General features: G+C 73.6%; 20 protein-coding genes. 12 read left to right on the top strand and 8 right to left on the bottom strand.

Going from position 1 to position 20354, the window contains the following annotated elements; translation table 11 throughout:
* The first annotated feature begins 203 nt into the window (after positions 1-203).
* Positions 204-1736, top strand: coding sequence for an NCS1 family nucleobase:cation symporter-1 (locus ASC82_RS15060; RefSeq protein ID WP_056647349.1), 1533 nt, complete (start codon positions 204-206; stop codon positions 1734-1736).
* Here ASC82_RS15060 and ASC82_RS15055 read toward each other — a convergent pair.
* From ASC82_RS15055 to ASC82_RS15045, 3 genes are all read right to left on the bottom strand, one after another.
* Complete coding sequence (locus ASC82_RS15055) at positions 1690-2481, bottom strand: serine protease (protein WP_079039271.1); 792 nt, start codon at positions 2479-2481, stop codon at positions 1690-1692. The genes ASC82_RS15060 and ASC82_RS15055 overlap by 47 nt on opposite strands.
* A 162-nt stretch (positions 2482-2643) precedes the next feature.
* Positions 2644-3534, bottom strand: coding sequence for a hypothetical protein (locus tag ASC82_RS15050; protein ID WP_056647346.1), 891 nt, complete (start codon positions 3532-3534; stop codon positions 2644-2646).
* Between the two features lie 32 nt (positions 3535-3566).
* Positions 3567-4685: a biotin/lipoate A/B protein ligase family protein gene (locus ASC82_RS15045; RefSeq protein WP_056647342.1), complete on the bottom strand. Its 1119-nt coding sequence runs from the start codon at positions 4683-4685 to the stop codon at positions 3567-3569.
* 112 nt (positions 4686-4797) lie between these two features.
* Between ASC82_RS15045 and ASC82_RS15040 the strand changes: the two genes are divergently transcribed.
* From ASC82_RS15040 to ASC82_RS15015, 6 genes are all read left to right on the top strand, one after another.
* Positions 4798-5634, top strand: coding sequence for an inositol monophosphatase family protein (locus tag ASC82_RS15040; protein ID WP_056647339.1), 837 nt, complete (start codon positions 4798-4800; stop codon positions 5632-5634).
* An 81-nt stretch (positions 5635-5715) separates the two neighbouring features.
* Entirely contained in the window at positions 5716-7119 is a 1404-nt protein-coding gene (locus ASC82_RS15035) for an NAD(P)/FAD-dependent oxidoreductase (protein ID WP_056648564.1), read from the top strand.
* A gap of 9 nt (positions 7120-7128) precedes the next feature.
* Positions 7129-7749: an L-threonylcarbamoyladenylate synthase gene (locus ASC82_RS15030; RefSeq protein ID WP_056647335.1), complete on the top strand. Its 621-nt coding sequence runs from the start codon at positions 7129-7131 to the stop codon at positions 7747-7749.
* Positions 7750-7861: 112 nt separating this feature from the next.
* Positions 7862-8632 (top strand): metallophosphoesterase, encoded by a 771-nt coding sequence (locus ASC82_RS15025; RefSeq protein ID WP_056647332.1) that lies wholly within the window; start codon positions 7862-7864, stop codon positions 8630-8632.
* Positions 8633-8731: 99 nt separating this feature from the next.
* Positions 8732-10207 (top strand): DNA-3-methyladenine glycosylase 2, encoded by a 1476-nt coding sequence (locus ASC82_RS15020; protein ID WP_056647329.1) that lies wholly within the window; start codon positions 8732-8734, stop codon positions 10205-10207.
* Between the two features lie 10 nt (positions 10208-10217).
* Positions 10218-10718: a methylated-DNA--[protein]-cysteine S-methyltransferase gene (locus tag ASC82_RS15015; RefSeq protein ID WP_056647326.1), complete on the top strand. Its 501-nt coding sequence runs from the start codon at positions 10218-10220 to the stop codon at positions 10716-10718.
* 6 nt (positions 10719-10724) lie between these two features.
* On the opposite strand, the gene ASC82_RS15010 is transcribed toward ASC82_RS15015, so the two are convergent.
* Positions 10725-11444 carry a Sir2 family NAD-dependent protein deacetylase gene (locus tag ASC82_RS15010; protein ID WP_056647323.1) on the bottom strand — a complete coding sequence of 240 codons (720 nt, stop codon included), beginning with the start codon at positions 11442-11444 and terminating at the stop codon, positions 10725-10727.
* A gap of 65 nt (positions 11445-11509) precedes the next feature.
* Here ASC82_RS15010 and ASC82_RS15005 point away from each other — a divergent pair, with 65 nt between their 5' ends.
* A complete protein-coding gene (locus ASC82_RS15005; protein ID WP_056647319.1) occupies positions 11510-11713 on the top strand; it encodes a type II toxin-antitoxin system VapB family antitoxin in 204 nt (67 codons plus the stop codon).
* Between the two features lie 16 nt (positions 11714-11729).
* Here ASC82_RS15005 and ASC82_RS15000 read toward each other — a convergent pair whose 3' ends face one another.
* From ASC82_RS15000 to ASC82_RS14990, 3 genes are read right to left on the bottom strand one after another with little or no spacing between them, the layout of a single operon-like run.
* Positions 11730-12224, bottom strand: coding sequence for an NUDIX hydrolase (locus tag ASC82_RS15000; protein WP_056647316.1), 495 nt, complete (start codon positions 12222-12224; stop codon positions 11730-11732).
* Positions 12221-13303, bottom strand: a complete 1083-nt coding sequence (locus ASC82_RS14995; protein WP_056647314.1) for an ADP-ribosylglycohydrolase family protein — start codon at positions 13301-13303, stop codon at positions 12221-12223. The genes ASC82_RS15000 and ASC82_RS14995 overlap by 4 nt, the downstream gene beginning before the upstream one ends.
* A 6-nt stretch (positions 13304-13309) precedes the next feature.
* Positions 13310-14989, bottom strand: coding sequence for a BCCT family transporter (locus ASC82_RS14990; RefSeq protein ID WP_056647311.1), 1680 nt, complete (start codon positions 14987-14989; stop codon positions 13310-13312).
* A gap of 112 nt (positions 14990-15101) precedes the next feature.
* Between ASC82_RS14990 and ASC82_RS14985 the strand changes: the two genes are divergently transcribed.
* Positions 15102-16253, top strand: coding sequence for a glycerate kinase (locus ASC82_RS14985; protein WP_056647309.1), 1152 nt, complete (start codon positions 15102-15104; stop codon positions 16251-16253).
* A gap of 179 nt (positions 16254-16432) precedes the next feature.
* Here the strand turns inward: ASC82_RS14985 and ASC82_RS14980 are convergent, their stop codons facing one another.
* On the bottom strand, positions 16433-17641 hold the full coding sequence (locus tag ASC82_RS14980; RefSeq protein ID WP_056647306.1) for a helix-turn-helix domain-containing protein: 1209 nt from the start codon (positions 17639-17641) through the stop codon (positions 16433-16435).
* A gap of 195 nt (positions 17642-17836) precedes the next feature.
* On the opposite strand from ASC82_RS14980, the gene ASC82_RS14975 reads away from it, so the two are divergent.
* Genes ASC82_RS14975 through ASC82_RS14965 form a run of 3 tightly spaced genes read left to right on the top strand, consistent with a single transcriptional unit; the run spans position 17837 to position 20333 of the window.
* Positions 17837-18655, top strand: a complete 819-nt coding sequence (locus ASC82_RS14975) for an ABC transporter ATP-binding protein (protein ID WP_056647304.1) — start codon at positions 17837-17839, stop codon at positions 18653-18655.
* Entirely contained in the window at positions 18652-19446 is a 795-nt protein-coding gene (locus ASC82_RS14970; RefSeq protein ID WP_056647301.1) for an ABC transporter ATP-binding protein, read from the top strand. The genes ASC82_RS14975 and ASC82_RS14970 overlap by 4 nt, the downstream gene beginning before the upstream one ends.
* Positions 19443-20333, top strand: coding sequence for a branched-chain amino acid ABC transporter permease (locus ASC82_RS14965; RefSeq protein WP_056647298.1), 891 nt, complete (start codon positions 19443-19445; stop codon positions 20331-20333). The genes ASC82_RS14970 and ASC82_RS14965 overlap by 4 nt, the downstream gene beginning before the upstream one ends.
* The last annotated feature ends 21 nt before the right edge of the window (positions 20334-20354 follow it).

Raw genomic sequence — 20354 nt, 5'->3', positions numbered from 1 at the left:
CTCGTGGACGATCCGGCCCTGCATCTCGTGCCCGGCAAGGGTCGCGGCCGAGGGCCGGCGGAGGGTCGGCCGGCCGTCGGGCGCGTGCCGGGGAGCCCGTGCCGTGTATGCCGGGGGCTACGTCCGGGTAGCTACCAACGAACCCCCACGCCCCGCACGGCATCGTTCCGTCCCCGTCGAACGAACGAAGGGTTCCGCCGCCCATGACCGACACCGTCCCCTCCGGAAGACCCGGCATATCCGACGACCGCGCCGAGCTCGCGCCCGGCACGGCCCCCGCCGACCCCCGCTTCGTCAACGACGACCTGCTTCCCGTCCCCGTCGCGGAGCGCCGCTGGACCACGTACAACTTCACGGCCCTCTGGGTCGGCATGGCCCACAACATCCCGTCCTGGATGCTGGCCTCCGGTCTCATCGCGCTCGGCATGGACTGGAAGCAGGCCGTCCTCACCATCGCCCTCGCCAACGTCGTGGTCCTGGTGCCGATGCTCCTGACCGGGCACGCCGGCCCCAAGTACGGCATCCCCTTCCCGGTCCTCGCCCGCGCCTCCTTCGGACTGCGCGGCGCCAACCTGCCCGCCCTCATCCGCGCGGGCGTCGCCTGCGCATGGTTCGGCATCCAGACCTGGATCGGCGGACAGGGCGTCTTCATCCTCCTGGACAAGGTCTTCGGCGGCAGTTGGGCGGAGGCGTCGAGGGTCGGCGGCCAGCCGTGGACCCTCTGGCTCTGCTTCGTCCTGTTCTGGGCCCTCGAACTCGCCATCATCTACCGGGGCATGGACGCCCTGCGCCGCTTCGAGAACTGGGCCGCGCCCTTCGTCATCGTCGGCGCGCTCGTCCTGCTCGGCTGGATCGCCGTCAAGGCCGGTGGCCTCGGGCCCCTCCTCGACCAGCCCTCCCGGCTCGGCTGGGGCGCCGACTTCTGGCCCGTCTTCTTCCCCGCGCTCATGGGCATGATCGCCTTCTGGGCGACGCTCAGCCTCAACATCCCCGACTTCACCCGCTTCGGCGCAGGCCAGCGCTCCCAGGTCCTCGGTCAAACCCTCGGTCTGCCCACCACCATGACCTTGTTCGCGCTGCTCTCGGTGCTCGTCACCTCCGGCTCGCAGGCCGTGTACGGGGCGCCCGTCTGGGACCCGGTGGCGCTCGCCGCCAAGGCCGACAGCGTCTTCGGCCTGCTCTTCGCCCTGGTGACCGTCCTCGTCGCGACGCTCTCGGTCAACATCGCGGCGAACGTCGTCTCCCCGGCGTACGACCTCGCCAACCTGGCGCCGAAGCTCGTGAACTTCCGTACCGGCGCGCTGATCACGGGTGTCGTCGGTGTCCTGATCATGCCGTGGAAGCTCACCGCCACCCCCGAGCTGTACATCTTCACCTGGCTCGGCCTCGTGGGCGGTCTCCTCGGCACCGTGGCCGGCATCCTCATCGCCGACTACTGGATCGTCCGCCGCACCGCCCTCGACCTCGAAGGGCTGTACCGGGCGGACGGGCCGTACTGGTACCGGGGCGGCTGGAACCCGGCGGCCGTCCTCGCGTTCGCGGTCGGCGGCGTCCTCGCCGTCGGCGGCTCCCACTCTGCGCCGGGCACCGGCCCCTTCCCCGAGGACGGCCTGGTCCCCTTCCTCAAGCCCCTCGCCGACTACGGCTGGGCCGTGGGACTCGCCGCCTCCCTGCTCCTCTACACCGCCCTCATGAGGCGGCGGGGCGCTTCCCCGTCGTCTTCCCGATCCAGCTGAGGTAGGACCAGACGCGGGTGTTCACGGCGGGGGTGTCGGTGGCGCACCCCTTGCCGTAGGAGACCAGGCCGACCAGGTACGGCTTCCGCCCGATCCGGTGGACCAGGGGGCCGCCGGAGTCGTACAGGCAGGTGTCCCGCCCGGGGGAGTAGGTGCAGATCTGCGGGGAGGCGACCTGGGACATGCCCCGGTCCACGCAGGTCGGGTTGCTCATCGTGCCGAGGACCACGGTGCGCAGGACGTCGGAGGTCCCGCCGCCGAAGGAGGTGGCGCCCCAGCCGGGGACCTCGACCTGCGTGTGGTCGAAGGTGCCGTGCGCGTACGGGGCGGGCAGCCCGACCGGGCCCACGCCGCGGTTGAACGCGACCGGTTCGGCCAGCCGGACGAGCGCGATGTCGTTGCGCTGGGTCTCCGGGTCGTAGTCGGGGTGCACGACGAACCGTTCCGGCGTCGCCAGGACGGTGTACGGGCTGTCGGCCCCGGTCGTCAGGTCGTGGTCGCCGAGGAGGACGCCCACCCGGGTGGGGCTGCTGTAGGAGCCGGTCAGACAGTGGGCGGCGGTGAGCACGTACCGGTCGGAGACGAGCGCCCCGCCGCACATCACCCGCTGCTCGGCGAGGTCCACGAGCCCCGCCATGAAGGGGTACTGGTGCGGCTTGGCCTCCTGACCTCCGACGATGGCGTGCGCGGCCGGGGCGGGGCCGATCGGGATCACGGCCAGCACCGCCCCCGTGACCGCGGCCATGAGCCTTCTCGTCCGTCCCATGCTTCCCATGCGTCCCACGGCATCTCCGAACTGTCGGCGGCGTCTCCCGGGGCCGGCGGTGGCATGCGGAGACGTTTCCTCTGACCGTCACCACGGCCCGTTCCGGCCCGTCCGGACTTCAACGATCAAGGCGGGACGCGGTCACCGGTCCGCGTCGGGGGCCCATCCCGGGACGTGCGCGGCCGCCGCCGCGTCCCACGCCGCGGGCCCGCCGGGGAAGGGCCAGGCGCGGGTCAGGTCCGGGGTGTGGGTGATCGACCGGAGCCTGTTCGCGAACTCACGGCTCGCGTGCGCGACGCGGGAGGGGCCGAGCGGTCCGTCCAGGCCGGCGATCCGCTGCTCGTACTCCTTCGCGGGCCCCTCCGCGCAGAGCGCGATCCACCGGGCGTCCACGGCCAGGGAGAGGAGCAGGACCCGCGGACGGCCGCCCTCCGCGAGCGCCGCCGTCAGCCGGTCGTGACCGTCGAGGACCACGGGGGAGTTGAGCCCGCTGATCCACCACGCGAACACCGGCGGCAGGACCCCCTCCCGGTACTGGCGGCGGTACGCCTTCACCCGGGGCGCCTCCGGGTGCGACAGGGCCCGCAGCGGCAGCAGGTCCCGCGCGTCCTCGTCCGGGTCGCCGTAGCCGAACCAGGTGAGGTGGCCCCGGTCCGGGTCATGGGCGAGCAGTTTCGGCCAATTGCCGTCCACGAACCAGCGCTGCGCGTCCGGGGCGAGATGCCACTCGCCCTCGTGGAGCGGCCCGTCGTCCGCCGATCGGAGCGCCGCACCGCCGTGCGCGGCCCAGCGCTCCGTCCACTCCTCCGAGCCGGGATCCGCGAACTCGGCGACAGCGCGGGCCAGTTCCGCCCGCAAGGGCTCCAGTGGCGAGACGTACCGGGCTGTCCGCGCGTAGTGCAGCCCGTACCAGGTGACCCGCTGCCGGGCGAACAGCACCGGAACCCCGCTCTGGGTCAGCACCAGCCGCCGCCCGTCGGCGCTCTCCATCCGCAGACCGGGCTTCACGGGGCCCTCGACACGCATCAGCATGCCGACAGCCTAGGCAGCGGGGGAGGGCCCTCCTACGGCACCCGGGCCGTCCACTCCGCCGTGCCGAACTTCGTCTCCGCCAGCTCCTTCGCGCGCGTCAGCTCGTCCTCCGTGAGGCTCCCCTCCGCCAGCCCGTACCGGCCGCGGAAGGAGGCGATCATCCGCTCGATCACAGCCTCGCGCGGCAGCCCCGTCTGGCGCCGCAGCGGGTCCACCCGCTTCTTCGCGCTCTTCGTGCCCTTGTCGGAGAGCTTCTCGCGGCCGATCCGCAGCACCTCCGTCATCCGGTCCGCGTCGATGTCGTACGCCATCGTCACGTGGTGCAGGACCGCGCCACCGCCACCGCCACCGGCGCCGCCGCTTCCGCTCCCGCTCCCGCTCCCGCTTCCGCTTCCGACCATCCGCTTCTGCGCCGCGCCCGCGATCTTCCCCGCGTCCGTCGCGATGTCGTTCAGCGGCTGGTACCAGGCCTTGATCCCCATGTCGCCGAGCGCGCCGAGCACCCAGTCGTCGAGGTAGGCGTAACTGTCGGCGAAGGAGAGCCCCTGCACGAGGGCGTCGGGGACGGAGAGCGAGTACGTGATCGTGTTGCCCGGCTCGATGAACATCGCCCCGCCGCCGCTGATCCGGCGCACCACCTGGATGCCGTGCCGCTCCGCGGCCGCCGGGTCGACCTCGTTGCGCAGGGACTGGAAGCTGCCGATCACCACCGCGGGCGCGCCCCACTCCCAGACGCGCAGCGTCGGCGGGCGGCGCCCGGCCGCGACTTCGGCCGTCAGGACCTCGTCGAGGGCCATGTGCAGGGCGGGCGACTGCGGCGGCTCGTGGATCAGCTGCCAGTCGTAGTCGGTCCAGTCCGTGGCGTGCGCGAGGGCCCGGCGAACGGCGATCCCGACGCCCTCGGAGGTCAGCCCGAACATCTGCGTGCCCGGCGGGAGAGCCGCGTCGATCCGCGCCGCGAGCCCCGCCGCGTCCGTGTCGACCGGCGCGCCCTCCAGCGCCCGGTCGATCTCCAGGATCGCCTCGTCGGGCTCCAGGAAGAAGTCGCCCGCGACCCGGACGCCCCGCAGGACGCCGTCCTCGGTGTCGAGGTCGACGACCACCAGCTTGCCGCCGGGGACCTTGTACTCGCCGTGGTACGCGCCGTGCACGGAACCCTCCCTGTGTGTAAGGGGTGAACTCGGCCAAAGGGTACTCCTGGGGAGAACAGCGGGTGACAAGTGCGGCATTCCGGTTGTCAGCGCCCCGTGCTTAGCTGGAGGCATGATCGAAGAGTTCCTGGAGCACGTCCTCGGCGGCCGTACGACCGAGGTGGAGGAGGCGGTCCGCAAGGCGGCCGCCGCCGAGATCATGCCGCGCTTCCGTCAGCTGGCCGCGCACGAGATCGTGGAGAAGAACGGGCCGCACGACCTGGTCACCGTCGCCGATCGGGCCGCCGAGGCCCACCTCACCGCCTCGCTGACCAAGCTGCTGCCCGGCTCGGTGGTCGTCGGCGAGGAGGCCGTCCACGCCGACCCCGCCGTGTACGAGGCGCTGCGCGGCGACGCCCCCGTCTGGATCGTCGACCCCGTCGACGGCACGCGTCAGTTCGTCCACGGCGACCCCGCCTTCTGCACCCTCGTCGCCCTCGCCGTCCGCGGCGAGCTCCTCGCGTCCTGGACCTTCGCCCCGGCCCTGGACGAGATGGCGATCGCCGTGCGCGGCCGCGGCGCCACGCTCAACGGGCAGCCGATACGGTCCGGTTCGCCGGCGCCCGGCGAGGTCCTGGAGATCGCCACCTCCCATCCCGACTACACCACCCCGGACCAGAAGCGCGCCCTGGACGGCCTGCGCGTGGAGGGGGTCGCCCCGCGCCCGTGCGGATCGGCGGGCCTCGAGTACCTGTCGGTGGCCCGCGGCGACGTCTCGGGAACCGCGTTCTCATGGGAGTACGCCTGGGACCACGCGGCCGGGCTGCTGCTCGTCACCGAGGCGGGCGGCGCGCAGACGACGGTGGCCGGGGTGCCCTTCCGCATCACCGGAGGGAACGCCCTGCCGTTCACGGCAGCCAGGGACGCGGCGACCGCCGAGCGGATCCGGACCCTGCTCGGGGGTGCGTGAGGTCCGGGCGGCCACCGGCCTATCCTGGGAGCCTTGGCCATCGGCTGACGAAGGAGTCCGAAGGTGACGAACGAGACGTCGATGCTCGATGCCGTCGTCGTGGGGGCCGGGCCCAACGGACTGACCGCGGCGGTGGAGTTGGCCCGGCGCGGCTTCTCGGTCGCCGTCTTCGAGGCCAAGTCGACGGTCGGCGGCGGCGCCAGGACCGAGGAGCTCACCCTCCCCGGCTTCCGCCACGACCCCTGCTCCGCCGTGCACCCGCTCGGCGTCGGCTCGCCGGTCTTCAAGACGATGCCGCTGGACCGGTACGGCCTGGAGTGGCTCCACCCCGAACTGCCCATGGCCCACCCCTGGGACGACGGCACCGCCGCCGTCCTCGCCCGCTCCGTCGCCGAGACCGCCGCCTCCTTCGGGCCGCGCGACGCCGGGGCGTACCGCCGGCTCGTCGCCCCCTACGTGGGCAAGTGGGACACCCTCGCACGGGACTTCATGCAGCTGCCGCTGACCGGGCTGCCCCGCGACCCGGTCACCCTCGCCCGCTTCGGTATCGACGGACTCCCGCCCGCCACCTGGCTGATGCGAAGGTTCCGGGACGAGAAGGCCCGCGCGCTCTTCGCCGGGCTCGTCGGCCACGTCATCGCGCCGCTCGGCGGCTTCGCGACCGGAGCCGTCGGCCTCGTGTTCGCGCTCGCCGCGCACGCGGGCGGCTGGCCGATGCCCCGGGGCGGCTCGCAGTCGATCTCCGACGCCCTCGCCGCGTACCTCAAGGACCTCGGCGGCGCCGTCCACACCGACTACGAGGTCAAACGGCTCGACGACCTGCCGCCCGCCCGCGCCTACGTCTTCGACACCTCGCCCACCGCCCTCGCCCGGATCGCCGGCTTCGGCGGGCACTACGACCACTACAAGTACGGCGCGAGCGTCTTCAAGATCGACTACGCCCTCGACGGCCCCGTGCCCTGGACCGCCGAGGAACCCCGCCGCGCCGGCACCGTCCAGATCGGCCCCACCGCAGGCGAGATCGACACGGCCCTGCACCAGGCCTCCTCCGGCACCGCCCCCGACGCGCCCTTCCTCATCACCGCCCAGCCGAGCCTCGTCGACCCCTCCCGCGCCCCCGAGGGCAAGCACGTCTTCTGGGCGTACGGACACGTGCCGAACGGCTGGCGAGGCGACCTCACCGACGCCGTCGAGCGCCAGATCGAGCGCTTCGCACCTGGCTTCCGCGACCGCGTCCTCGCCCGCGCCACCGCCGGACCGCCCGAACTGGCCGAACGCAACGCCAACTACGTCGGCGGCGACATCGCCTGCGGAGCCGCCCGCGGCCTCCAGCTCCTGCTGCGCCCCACGCTCTCGCTCCGCCCCTACGCGACCCCGCACCCGGCGGTCTTCCTCTGCTCCTCCGCCACCCCGCCCGGCCCCGGCGTCCACGGCATGTCCGGCCACAACGCGGCGAAGGCGGTCTGGCGCCGGCTGCGAAAATAGACTGCCCCCATGGCCAAGTACTTCGACGTGCACCCCGACAACCCCCAGCCGCGCACCATCGGCTCGGTGGCCGACAGCATCCGGAACGGGGCGCTCGTCGCGTACCCGACCGACTCCTGCTACGCCCTCGGCAGCCGACTGGGCAGCCGCGACGGCATCAGCCGCATCCGCGCGATCCGCGACCTCGACGACCGGCACCACTTCACGCTCATGTGCCAGAACTTCGCCCAGCTGGGCCAGCTCGTGCACATCGACAACGACGTCTTCCGCGCGGTCAAGGCCGCGACCCCCGGGCCGTACACCTTCATCCTGCCCGCCACCAAGGAGGTGCCGCGCCAGCTGCTGCACCCCAAGAAGAAGACGGTCGGCGTCCGCATCCCCGACCACGTCGTCACGCAGGCCCTCCTCGCCGAGCTCGGCGAACCGCTGCTCTCCAGCACCCTGCTCCTGCCCGACGAGGCCGAACCGCTCACCCAGGGCTGGGAGATCAAGGAGCGCCTCGACCACCAGGTGGACCTGGTCCTCGACTCCGGCGAGTGCGGGACCGAACCGACCACCGTCGTCGACTTCTCCAGCGGCGAGCCCGAGATCGTCCGGCGCGGGGCGGGGGACACCACGCGCTTCGAGTAGGGCGCGCCGCGAGCAGGCCACCGCTCGCGAACCGGCCCTTACGGCAGGGACCGTGGCCGCCCTACGGTCGGGCGAGCAGCAGCTCGACACAGCCCACGGAGGACCGCGGAACATGATCGTCATCGCCCAGGTCAGCGACATCCACGTCGACGGGGAACCGCGCAGCGCCGACCGCACCCGCGCGGTCATGCGGTACCTGGACGAGCTGCCGTTCGACCTGGCGGCCGTCCTCGTCACCGGGGACATCGCCGACCACGGGACGGCGGACGAGTACGCGGTCGTCCGGGAGGCGCTGACCTCCCGTCACCCGCTGCTCGTCTGCCCCGGCAACCACGACGACCGCGCCGCCTTCAGGGCGGGCCTCCTCGGCGGGACGGAGGAGGCCACGGCCCGCCCGTACGCTCCCGTCAACCAGGTCCTCCGGGGCGAGGGCTTCGTCGTGGCCCTCTGCGACTCCTCCGTGCCCGGCAAGGACGAGGGCTTCCTGGAGGACGAGACGCTGGAGTGGCTGGACGCGGTCCTCGGCTCCACCCCGCACGAGGTGCCCGTCCTCGTCGCCTTCCACCACCCGCCGGTCCCGCTGCACACCCCGTACGTGGACGAGATCCGGCAGTTCGGCGAGGAGCGGCTCGCCGCCCTCGCCGCACGCCACCCCCACCTCACGGCCTTCCTCGCGGGCCACGCCCACACGGCGGCCGCCACCACCTTCGCCGGGCGCCCGCTGCTCGTGGCACCGGGTGTCGTCTCCGCCCTCCGCCTCCCCTGGGAGAACCCGGGCCCGGACTCCCCGCACGTCCACCTGGACCTGCCGCCCGCGCTCGCCTTCCACGTCCTCGCCGAGGACGGCAGGCTCACCACCCACTACCGGACCGTCACCGTCTGAACGCCGTGGACGGGCGACGGGCGACCGGCGGCCCGCGCGGCGGACGTCCATGTCGTTTTCTCGCCAGCCCGCGGGCCGCCCGTCCCCGATCCTGGAACCATGCACACCGAAACCGAGCGCTGCGTGCGGGCCGTCCAGTCGAAGGACGCCCGCTTCGACGGCGTGTTCTTCACCGCCGTCCGCACCACCCGGATCTACTGCCGCCCGAGCTGCCCGGTCGTGCCGCCCAAGCCCGAGAACATGGAGTTCCACCCCAGCGCCGCCTCCTGCCAGCGCGCCGGATTCCGGGCCTGCAAGCGGTGCCGGCCCGACACCAGCCCCGGCTCGCCCGAGTGGCACGTCCGGGCCGACGCCGTCGCCCGCGCCATGCGGCTCATCCAGGACGGCGTCGTCGACCGCGAGGGCGTCCCCGGGCTCGCCCGGCGGCTCGGCTGGTCCACCCGCCAGATCGAGCGCCAGCTCCTCGCCGAGCTCGGCGCCGGCCCCCTCGCCCTGGCCCGCGCCCAGCGCGCCCAGACCGCCCGGGTGCTCATCGAGACCACCCCGCTGCCGATGGGCGAGATCGCCTTCGCGGCCGGTTTCTCGTCCATCCGGACCTTCAACGACACCGTCCGCGAGGTCTTCTCCCTCACCCCCGGCGAACTCCGTGCCCGTGCCGCCCGCCCCCACCCCGGGGCCGCCGCCACCCCCGGGGTGATCAGCCTCCGGCTGCCGTTCCGCGCACCCCTCGAACCGTCCAACCTCTTCGGCCACCTCGCCGCGACCGCCGTCCCCGGCGTGGAGGAGTGGCGCGACGGCGCCTACCGGCGGACGCTGAGCCTCCCGTACGGCCACGGCATCGTCGCCCTCGCACCCCGCGCCGACCACATCGCCTGCCGGCTCTCCCTCACCGACCCGCGCGACCTCACCCACGCGATCAGCCGCTGCCGCAGGCTCCTCGACCTCGACGCCGATCCCGTCGCCGTCGACGACCGGCTGCGCACCGACCCGCTGCTCGCCCCGCTCGTCGACAAGGCGCCCGGCCGCCGGGTGCCCGGGACCGTCGACCCCGCCGAGTTCGCCGTACGGGCCGTGCTCGGCCAGCAGGTCTCCACCGCCGCGGCCCGCACCCACGCGGCCCGCCTCGTCACCGCGTACGGCACCCCCGTCGACGACCCCGAGGGCGGTCTCACGCACCTCTTCCCCGGTCCCGAGGCCCTCGCCGCCCTCGACCCCGAGAGCCTCGCCCTGCCCCGCAGCCGCCGCAGCACGCTCCTCACCCTCGTCCGTGCCCTCGCGGACGGCTCGCTCACCCTCGGCCCCGCCGACGACCGCGAGGAGGCCCGCGCCAGGCTCCTCGCCCTCCCCGGCTTCGGCCCGTGGACCACCGAGATCATCGCGATGCGGGCGCTCGGCGACCCCGACGCCTTCCTCCCCGGGGACCTCGGCGTCCGCCGCGCCGCCGAGGGCCTCGGCCTGCCCGGCACCCCGGCCGCGCTCACGGCCCGCGCCGCCGACTGGCGGCCCTGGCGCGCCTACGCCGTCCAGTACCTCTGGGCCACCGACGACCACCCGATCAACCACCTGCCCGCCTGAGGAGTCCCTCGTGCCCACCGTCCAGCACACCGTCGTGGACAGCCCCTACGAGCCGCTGACCCTCGTCGCCGTCGACGGCGTCCTCAGCCGCATCCACATGACGGGCCAGCGCCACCGCCCGCCCGAGGAGACCTTCGGCGAGCCCGACCCGCGCCCCTTCGGGGAGGCGATCCGCCAGCTCGACGCCTACTTCGCGGGCGAGCTCACCGAGTTCGACCTCCCGCTCCACCTGGTCGGCACCCCGTTCCAGCTGAGGGTGTGGGAGGAGCTGCGCCGCATCCCGTACGGGGAGACCCGGACGTACGGCGAACTGGCCGAGGCCCTCGGCAACCCCACCGCCTCCCGGGCGGTCGGCCTCGCCAACGGCAAGAACCCGGTCGGCATCGTCGTCCCCTGCCACCGCGTGGTCGGCGCGGGCGGCAGCCTCACCGGCTACGGCGGCGGCCTCGACCGCAAGCAGCGCCTGCTCGCCCTGGAGTCGGGTGCGGGGGAGCCAGCCGGCCTCTTCTAGGAGCGGCTACCGGAGCCGGTCGAGCAGCGCGGGCAGCGCCGTACCGATCGGCTCGCGGACGACCTCGTCGGCGACGGGGTCGTACGGGGTGGGCTCGGCGTTCACGATGATCAGCCGGGCGCCGTGCTCGGCCGCGATCCCCGCGAGGGAGGCCGCCGGCTGGACCTGGAGGCTGCTGCCGACCGCGACGAACACCTCGGTGGCCTTGGCGATCGACATCGCCTGACCGAGCAGCACCGGATCGAGCCGCTGTCCGAACATGACCGTCGCCGCCTTCAGGATCCCGCCGCAGACCCGGCAGTCCGGGTCGTCCTCACCGGCCCGCACCCGGTCCAGCGCCTCCGCCATCGAGGAACGGGCGTGGCAGGCCGTGCACACCACCGACCGCGCCGAGCCGTGGAGTTCGAGGATCTTCCGCTCCGGCACCCCGGCGGCCTGGTGCAGTCCGTCCACGTTCTGCGTGATCACCCGCAGCGCGTGGCCGCTCGTCCGCTCGTACGCGGCGATGGCGTGGTGCGCCGCGTTCGGCTCGGCGTTCAGGGCGGGACTGTCGAGCCGCATGCGCCACGAGCGGCGGCGGATCTCCGGGTCGGCCATGTACGGCCCGTACGTCACGAGCCGCTCCGCCTCGGGATCCTGCCGCCACACGCCGTTCGGGCCCCGGTAGTCGGGAATGCCCGAGTCCGTCGAGATACCGGCTCCGCTGAGGATCGCGACCATCGTCATGCGGCGACCCTAGGCAACGCGAAACCGCTCCCGCGAGCGGGTTTCCCGGTGTTACGTTTCCCCGCATGGCCAAGGTGAACATCGCGCTCGACGCCGAACTCGTCGTGGAAGTCATGGTCCTGGCGGGCGTCGGGAACCCGCAGGACGCCGTGGAGGCGGTCGTCCGCGACTACATCGCGCGCGGACACCGCACCGAGGCCCGGGTCGCCACCCGAGACGAACCGCACCGCACCGGCGAACTCCTGCCGCCCGAGCCCCCGCAGGGCTGAGAAGCGGGGCTCCGGTTCACCCCCGAGCGGGGTGACCGTTCTCCAGCTCCACCGGCCCCGCGCCCGCCTCCAGCACGTCCAGCGCGGCGAGGACACGCCGGCCCAGGCTGCCCGGAAGGTGGGCGGTGACCTCCCCGCGCTCGATCAGCTTCCAGGAGAGCAACTCCTCCTCCTGGAGCCGGATCTCCGCGAACCGTTCCTCGGCCAGCACCCCGCCGTCGTACACGTACGCCACGATCGGCGGCCGCTCCGTGCCGTGCACCCAGTCGACGGCGAGCAGTGCACCGAGCCCCACGTCCAGGCCGATCTCCTCCGCCGTCTCCCGGCGGGCGGCCTGCCGGGGCGTCTCGCCGCCGTCGGACTCGACCGTGCCGCCGGGCAGTGTCCAGCTGTCGCGGTAGTTGGGCTCCACGACGAGGACCCGGCCCTCGGAGTCGCGGAAGAGAGCGGCGGCGCCGGCCAGGACGCGGGGGAGGCCGGCGATGTACGTGGCGTAGTCGGTGGTCGTCATTCCGTCAGCGTAGCCAGCCGCAGCGTCCGCTCGGCGAGTTCGGTGATCCGCACCCCGTCGTAGCCGAAGACCGCGCTGCTCACCCGGTCCCGCAGCGGCTCCGACCACTGCGGCGGGATCGTGGCCGCCCCGCACATCACCCCCGCCACCGAGCCGGCCGTCGCGCCGTTGGAGTCCGTGTCGAGGCCGCCGCGCACGGTCAGCGCGATCGTGCGGGTGAAGTCCCCCTCGCCGTACAGGAGTCCGGTGGTGAGGACCGCCGCGTTCGGGACGGTGTGGATCCAGCCGAGCCCCGCCGTCCGCTCCGCCAGCTCGGCGAGCGCCTCGGACCAGCCGAGCCCCGACTCGTGGAGGGTCATCGCGCCCCGTACGGTCCGGGCGAGCCGGCTGCTCTCCGGGATCCGCTCCAGGCCGGCCTCCAGGGCGGACCGGACGTCGGGCGCGGTGAAGGCGGCGGCGATCAGCGCCGCCGCCCACATCGCCCCGTACACGCCGTTCCCGCCGTGCGAGAGGACCGCGTCCCTGCGGGCGAGCGCGGCGGCCCGGCGCGGATCCCCCGGGCAGGTCCAGCCGTAGACGTCGGCTCTGATCAGCGCGCCGATCCACTCCTGGTAGGGGTTGTCGTACGTCGCCGTCAGCGGCGGCTTCAGACCGTTCGCGAGGTTGCGGTAGGCGACCCGCTCGGCCGTGAACGTCTGGAGGTACGGCAGCCGCAGCAGCCACTCCTCGCCGACCTGCTCGGTCGTGAACCCGAAGCCGCGCGTCTCCAGGAGGTGCAGTCCGAGGACCGACCAGTCGACGTCGTCGTCCCGGCAGCTCCCGTCGACCCCGCCGCGCACGCACCGGGGCCACTCGGGCCGCAGCTCGAAGCCGGTCGCCCCGGGCGGCGGGGGCGGCAGGTAGTCGGTCAGCGGGAGCGCGTCCGTGAGCCGCAGGTACGCGTCGATGTGTTCCCGCGTCCAGTGGTCGCCGCGCTCCACGGGCTTGCCGAGCATGTTCCCCGCGATGCGGCCGGTCCAGCCGCCCAGGATCCGGTCGGCGAGTTCCGCGTGGGCGAGTTCCGTGGGGAGTCCGGGCATGGCGGGTCAGCCCTCCTCTTCCTCCGCGTCGGTACGGGCCTTCGCCGCCCGGCGCAGCCGGTGGTGGCGGCTGTCGCCCCCCTGCTCGGTCATCGCCTCGCCGACCAGCGTCCGCACCGCGTCCCCCAGCCCGTGCAGGGCGTTGTGCCGGACCGGGCCCGCGCCCGGGTCCTCCCGCAGCTCCTTCAGGAGCGCGAAGCACAGCGTGAGCATGACCACCACGAACGGCAGCGCCACGAGGATCGTCGCCGTCTGGAGCGAGCTGAGCCCGCCCGCCACGAGCAGCACCGCCGCCACGGCCGCCATCAGGACCCCCCACATCACCACGAGCCAGGTCGGCGGGTTGAGGGATCCCCGGCTCGTCAGCGAGCCCATGACCAGCGAGGCCGAGTCCGCGCTCGTGATGAAGTACGTCATCACCAGGATCATCGCGAGGACCGAGGTGACCGTGCCGATCGGCAGCGCGTCCAGCATCGCGAACAGCGAGGCCTCCGGCCCGTCCTTGACCGTCGCCGCCAGGTCCGCCTCGCCCGTCGACTCCAGCCTGATCGCCGTGCCGCCCATGACGCAGAACCACACCACGGTCGCGCCGGAGGGCACGAGCAGCACGCCCATCAGGAACTCGCGGATCGTCCGGCCGCGCGAGATCCGGGCGATGAAGGTGCCGACGAACGGCGCCCAGGACAGCCACCACGCCCAGTAGAAGATCGTCCACGCGCCCAGCCACGCGCGGTCGGTGAAGGCGCCCGTGCGGCTCGCCATCGGCAGCAGCTGGTGCAGATAGCCGCCGACGGAGGCCGGGATGGTGTCCAGGATGTAGACCGTCGGGCCGATCAGGAAGACGAAGAGCATCAGACAGGCGGCGAGGACGATGTTCAGCGTGGAGAGCCATTTCACGCCCTTGTGGAGCCCCGAGAAGGCCGACAGGACGAAGGCCGCCGACAGCGACACGATGATGATCAGCTGGGTGGAGGTGGTGTTCTCCACGCCCATCGTCAGGTTCAGCCCCTCGGCCACCTGGAGGGCGCCGAGCCCCAGGCTCGTCGCCGTGCCGAAGACCGTCGCGAACACCGCGAGCAGGTCGATTGCCTTGCCGGGCCAGGAATTCGCCCGGCGCGCGCCCATCAGCGGCACGAAGGCCGAGCTGAGCCGGTTGCCGCGGCCCTTGCGGAAGCCGGCGTAAGCGAGGGCGAGACCGGCGATGCCGTAGATCGCCCAGGGGGTGAGCGTCCAGTGGAAGAACGAGTACTCCATGGCCGTACGGGCCGCCGCGCCGGTCCCCGCGGGGATCCCGCTCGCCGGGGGAGGGCTCAGGAAGTGCTGGAGCGGCTCCCCGACCCCGTAGAACATCAGACCGATGCCCATGCCCGCGCTGAACATCATCGCGATCCACGCCAGGTTCGTGAACTCCGGCTCCGAGTCGTCCGCGCCCAGCCTGATCCGGCCGAAGCGGCTCAGCGCGATCACCACGCACAGCACGAGGAAGGTGTCCGCGGCGATCACGAAGAGCCAGGCGAAATTGGACAGCACCCACCGGAGGGCCGTGGACGAGGCGCTTTCGAAGGAGTCCTCGCCCAGGGCCGCCCAGGCGACGACCGCCACGACGGCCACGACCCCGATCCCGATGACCATGCCATCGGGCGCGTGCCGCTCACGCGGGGTCGGTTCGATCGGTTCCGTACTCATGTGACCCCACTATGGTGCGGAATATCGCCTTATCAGGGGGTGGCACGCCGTCTGGCCGTACGGATAGGGTCGGCCCTGGCGCGACTGCACGTTCGAAAGCAAGGGATGCAAGGTGACGGACGGGGCAGCAACTCAGGTCGCTCACGTGCTCGTGGCGGCTGACAAGTTCAAGGGTTCGCTCACGGCCGTACAGGTCGCGGAGCGGGTCACAGCAGGACTGCGACGGGTCGTCCCGGAGCTCGCGGTGGAGACACTGCCCGTCGCGGACGGCGGCGACGGAACCGTCGCGGCGGCCGTCGCGGCCGGATTCGAACGCCGTGAGGTCCGGGTGACGGGCCCGCTCGGCGACCAGGTCACCGCGGCCTACGCGCTGCGCGGCACCACCGCGGTCGTCGAGATGGCGGAGGCCTCCGGCCTCCAGCTCCTCCCGGCCGGGGTCTTCGCCCCGCTGACGTCGACCACGTACGGCTCCGGGGAACTGCTCCGCGCGGCCCTGGACGCGGGGGCGACGACCATCGTCTTCGGTGTCGGCGGCAGCGCCACCACCGACGGCGGCGCCGGCATGCTCGCCGCGCTCGGCGCCCGCTTCCTCGACGAGGCCGGCGAGCCCGTCGGCCCCGGCGGCGCGGCCCTCGCCGACCTGGCCACGGCGGACCTCACCGGCCTGGACGCCCGCTTCGCGACGGTCGACCTGATCCTCGCCAGCGACGTCGACAACCCGCTCACCGGCCCCAAGGGCGCCCCGGCCGTCTACGGCCCGCAGAAGGGCGCCACCCCGGACGACGTCCGCACGCTGGACGCGGCCCTCGCCCACTTCGCGACCGTCCTGGAGAAGGCCATCGGCCCCAAGGCGGCCGAAGCGGCCGTGGCGCCCGGCGCGGGCGGCGCGGGCGGCATCGGCTACGGCGCCCTCATCCTGGGCGCGAGCTTCCGCCCCGGCATCGAACTGATGCTGGAGGTCCTCGGCTTCGCACCCGCCCTGGAGCGGGCCACCCTCGTCATCACCGGCGAGGGCTCCCTCGACGAGCAGACCCTCCACGGCAAGGCCCCGGCGGGCGTCGCCGCGGCGGCCCGCGCGGCCGGCAAGGAGGTCGTCGCGGTCTGCGGCCGCCTGGCCCTCCCGCCGGAGGCCCTCGGCACGGCCGGCATCCGCCGCGCCTACCCGCTCACGGCCATCGAGCCCGACACGGCGAAGTGCATCGCGAACGCGGGCCCGCTCCTGGAGGACGTGGCGGCGAGCATCGCCCGGGACTTCCTGACGTAAGGCCTCCGGAGGCCCGCCGACCGTCGGGTACGGCGGGCCTGCCGCTTCTTTGCCTGCGCCTTCATGGGCCGGGCTATGCGGGGCCGGGCTTTGCGGCGCCGGGCTTCACGGGGCCGGGCTTTATGGTCCGGGTCTCTATGCCCCCGCCCTGGTGGGTCGGCCGGTACCGCCCGAGCCCGTCAGCCCGTCCCGCCCGACGCCGTAAGCCGGAACGCGTCCAGAGCCAGCGTCATCTCCGTGAGGTCCCGGGGCCGTGACAGCGACCGGGACGTCAGCTGCTCCAGGCGCCGCAAGCGGTTGAAGACGGTGTTCCGGTGGCAGTACAGGCGGCCTGCCGCCCGCCCCGCCGAGCCCTCGCAGTCGAGCCACACGTCCAGGGTCTCCAGGAGGACCGCCCGGTCCGCCGGGTCCAGTTCGAGGAGACCGCCCAGGACGTCCGAGACCAGCAGGCTCGCCATCTCCGGCTGGCCCACCACCAGAGCGCCCGCCATCCGCCGGTCGAGCCGCACGATCTGCCGGCTGCCCGGCGGGCACGTCCGCAGGGCCAGTTCCGCGAGGCGGCGCGCCCGGCCCAGCTCGGTCAGACCGACCACGACCGGGCTGATCCCGCCTGGCCCCGGGCAGCGTCCGTCGAGGAGCTCCGAGAGCGCGTCGAGACCGGTCTCCCCGGCCAGCGCCACCACCCCGATCTCGCAGTCCGCGCCCATCCGCCACAGGAACCGCACGCCCTCGCCCTGCACCTGCCGGTGGAACGGCTCCCGCTCCTCCCGCCGGTCGTAGCGGAGCACCACCACCGCGTACCGCCCCTGCTCGGGCAGGTCCAGGCCCGCCGCCGCCCGCGTCACCAGCTCGGGCGACCGCTGCCCCTGGAGCAGCGCGTCCAGGAGCGCCTGGAGCTGCTCGTCGGTGCGGCGGCGCAGCTCCGCCTCCGTCGACCGGTACGCCTCCGAGGCCGTGTCCGCCTGCGCGTCCACCGCCGACCACACCGTCGTCGCCGACTGCATCAGCGCCGCCAGCTGCGCCGTGTCGTCCCCGGCGCCCTCGATCAGCGCGTCCCACACGAGGTGCCCGGCATGCCGGTACGCGTGCACGACCAGCTCCAGGGGCATCCCCTGACCCGCCCGGCGGCGGCCCATCGACTCCGCCTGCTCCAGATCCCGCCGGGGCGAGTTCCGGGGCGCCGAGATCATCTCGATCCCGATCCGCATCGCCTCGTGTGCCTCCTGCCAATGCTGGTCGTACGGCAGGATCCGCCCGTAGGCGGGCTCGTACGCGTGGAGCTCCCTCAGATGCTCGTCCACCAGCTCCGGCACCCGCTCCAGAAGCGCCGTGCACGCCTGAGCGAGCACCTTCCAGTCGTCGCCGGTCCGCCGTCTGCGCCGTCCCATGCCCGGAGGATCCACCGCCGCGGGCCTCCCGGCACACCCCTGACGCGCAGCGTTGTGCGCATGCACAGCCCATCGCCGTCCCCGCTGGTCACCGGCAGCGATTCGGCGGCGGGACGTGGACGCGCGGTCCGGCGCGGTGCTGGGGTGAGCGCCACTGAACGGCCGAGTAACAACGGCGGCCGGGGAAGGGGAACCATGGGAGGAACCGCACCCGCCCTGGAGGTCAAGGACCTCACGGCGGGATACGGACCGGTGCGCGCGCTGCGCCAGGTGTCGCTGACCGTACCGGCGGGCGCCGTCGTCACCGTCCTGGGCGGCAACGGCGCCGGCAAGTCGACCCTGCTGCGGGCCGTCTCGCGCACCCTGCGGTTCCACGGCGGGTCCGTGGTCTCCGGCACGGTGAGCCGCGACGGCCGGCCGCTCGACGGGCTCCCGCCCGACCGGGTCGTCGCCGCCGGCGTCTCCCAGGTGCCCGAGGGCCGCCAGGTCTTCGCCCGGATGACGGTCGAGGACAACCTGCGCGCGGGCGCCCTCGGCCGCCGCGGCGGCCGCGCCGCGAAGGCCGCCGCGCTGCGCCGGGTCCACGAGCTCTTCCCGGTCCTCGCCGACCGGGCCCGTCAGCAGGCAGGGCTGCTCTCCGGCGGCGAACAGCAGATGCTCGCCGTCGGCCGCGCCCTGATGGCCGCGCCGGGCCTGCTCCTCCTCGACGAGCCGTCCCTCGGGCTCGCCCCGCTGATGGCCGCCCGGATCGCGGACGCCGTCCGCGAGATCAACGCCCAGGGCACGGCGGTGCTCCTCGTCGAGCAGAACGCGGCGCTGGCGCTGCGGCTCGCCTCCCGCGCGTACGTCCTGGAGGTCGGCGAGGTCACCCTCTCCGGTCCTGCCGCCGAACTCGCCGCCTCCGACGAGGTGCGCCGCCGCTACCTGGGCGTGGTCGACGAGGACGCCGCCGCCGACGCGGACCGCGCCCGGACCGCGCACCCGGTCCTGTCCCGCTGGGAGGAGAGCCGATGACCGACACGTCAACGGGTGCCCCGGAGGCCCTCGTCGTCGAGGACCTGACCGTACGGTTCGCCGGACTCACCGCCCTCGACGGCATCGGCTTCACCGTCCGGCCCGGCACCGTCCACGCCCTCATCGGCCCCAACGGCGCCGGCAAGTCCACCTGCTTCAACGTGCTCTCCGGCGTCTACCGGGCCACGGCCGGCTCCGTCCGCCTCGGCCCGCACGAGCTGACCGCCCTGCCCCCGCACCGGATCGCGGACCTCGGCGTCGGCCGGATCTTCCAGAACCTGGCCCTGCCGCCCCGCGCCACCGTCGAGGACAGCCTCATGCTCGGCCGGCACCGGCTCACCCGCACCGGCTTCCTCGCCGCCGGGCTCCGGCTCCCCTCCGCCGCCCGCGAGGAGGCCCGCCACCGGGCCAGGGTCCGGGAGATCGCCGCCTTCGTCGGCTTGGAGCGGCAGCTCGCGCAGCCCGCCGGCGCCCTCCCGTACGGGCAGCAGAAGCTCGCCGAACTGGCCCGCGCGCTCTGCATGGAGCCGAAGCTCCTGCTCCTCGACGAGCCCGTCGCCGGCATGACCGCCGACGAGCGGCGCCGTACGGCCTCGGTCATCGCGGGCGTCCGCGACGGCCTCGGCATCTCGGTCCTCCTCGTCGAGCACGACATGGGCCTGGTGATGCGGCTCGCCGACTCCGTCACCGTCCTCGACTTCGGCCGCCGCATCGCCGACGGAACCCCCGGCGACGTCCAGAACGACCCGGCGGTCGTCCGCGCCTACCTCGGAGAGGAGACCGCCGCGTGAGCACCTTCGCCGAGTTCCTGATCAACGGCGTCTCGCTGGGCTCGATCTACGCCCTCATCGCCCTCGGCTTCGTGGTCATCTTCCGCGCCACCGAGGTCGTCAACTTCGCCCACGCCTCCCTCCTCCTGGCCGGCGGCTACGTCACCGCCGTCCTCCACGACGAGATCGGCTTCTGGCCCGCGCTGCTCGCCGGGATCGCGGGCGCCGCCGTGGTCGGTGCCGCCGTCGAGTTCTTCGTGATGCGCCGTCACCGGGGCGCCGACCACAGCGTCCTCGCGATCGTCACCATCGGCGTCGACATCCTGCTCGCCACCGAGCTGACCCGCCGGATCGGCACCGACATCCTGTCCCTCGGCGACCCCTGGGGAGACGCGGTCCTCACCGTCGGCCAGGTGACCATCGCCCAGACCCGGATCGCGGCCCTGCTCGTCGCGGCCCTCCTCATCACCGCGTTCCTGCTGGCCTTCCGGTACACGTCCTGGGGCGTCGCCATGCGGGCCGCAGCCGAGAGCCAGGAGACCGCCGCCCTCATGGGCATCCGGCTCGGCCGGGTCTCGCTGGGGGCCTGGGCGGTCGCCGGCGCCCTCGCCGCCGTCGCCGCGCTCTTCCTCACCGTCTTCCCGACCCCGGGACTGGAACGGGCCACCTCGCTCGCCGCCCTCAAAGCCTTCCCCGCCGCCATCCTCGGGGGCCTCGACTCCACCACGGGCGCCCTCGTCGGCGGACTCCTCGTCGGCATCACCGAGTCCCTCGCCACCGGCTACCAGAGCGACCTGGCCTTCCTCGGCCGGGGCATCGGCGACCTCGCCCCCTACCTCGTCATGGTCGCGGTGCTCCTGATCCGCCCGGCCGGACTCTTCGGTACGAAGGAGCTCGCCCGTGTCTGAGACCCTCGCCCGGAGCGGCGT

It is taken from the genome of Streptomyces sp. Root431 (assembly GCF_001426585.1).
In the GTDB taxonomy this organism is placed as follows: domain Bacteria; phylum Actinomycetota; class Actinomycetes; order Streptomycetales; family Streptomycetaceae; genus Streptomyces; species Streptomyces stackebrandtii.
This window is presented reverse-complemented; position numbering and strand designations above follow the sequence as displayed.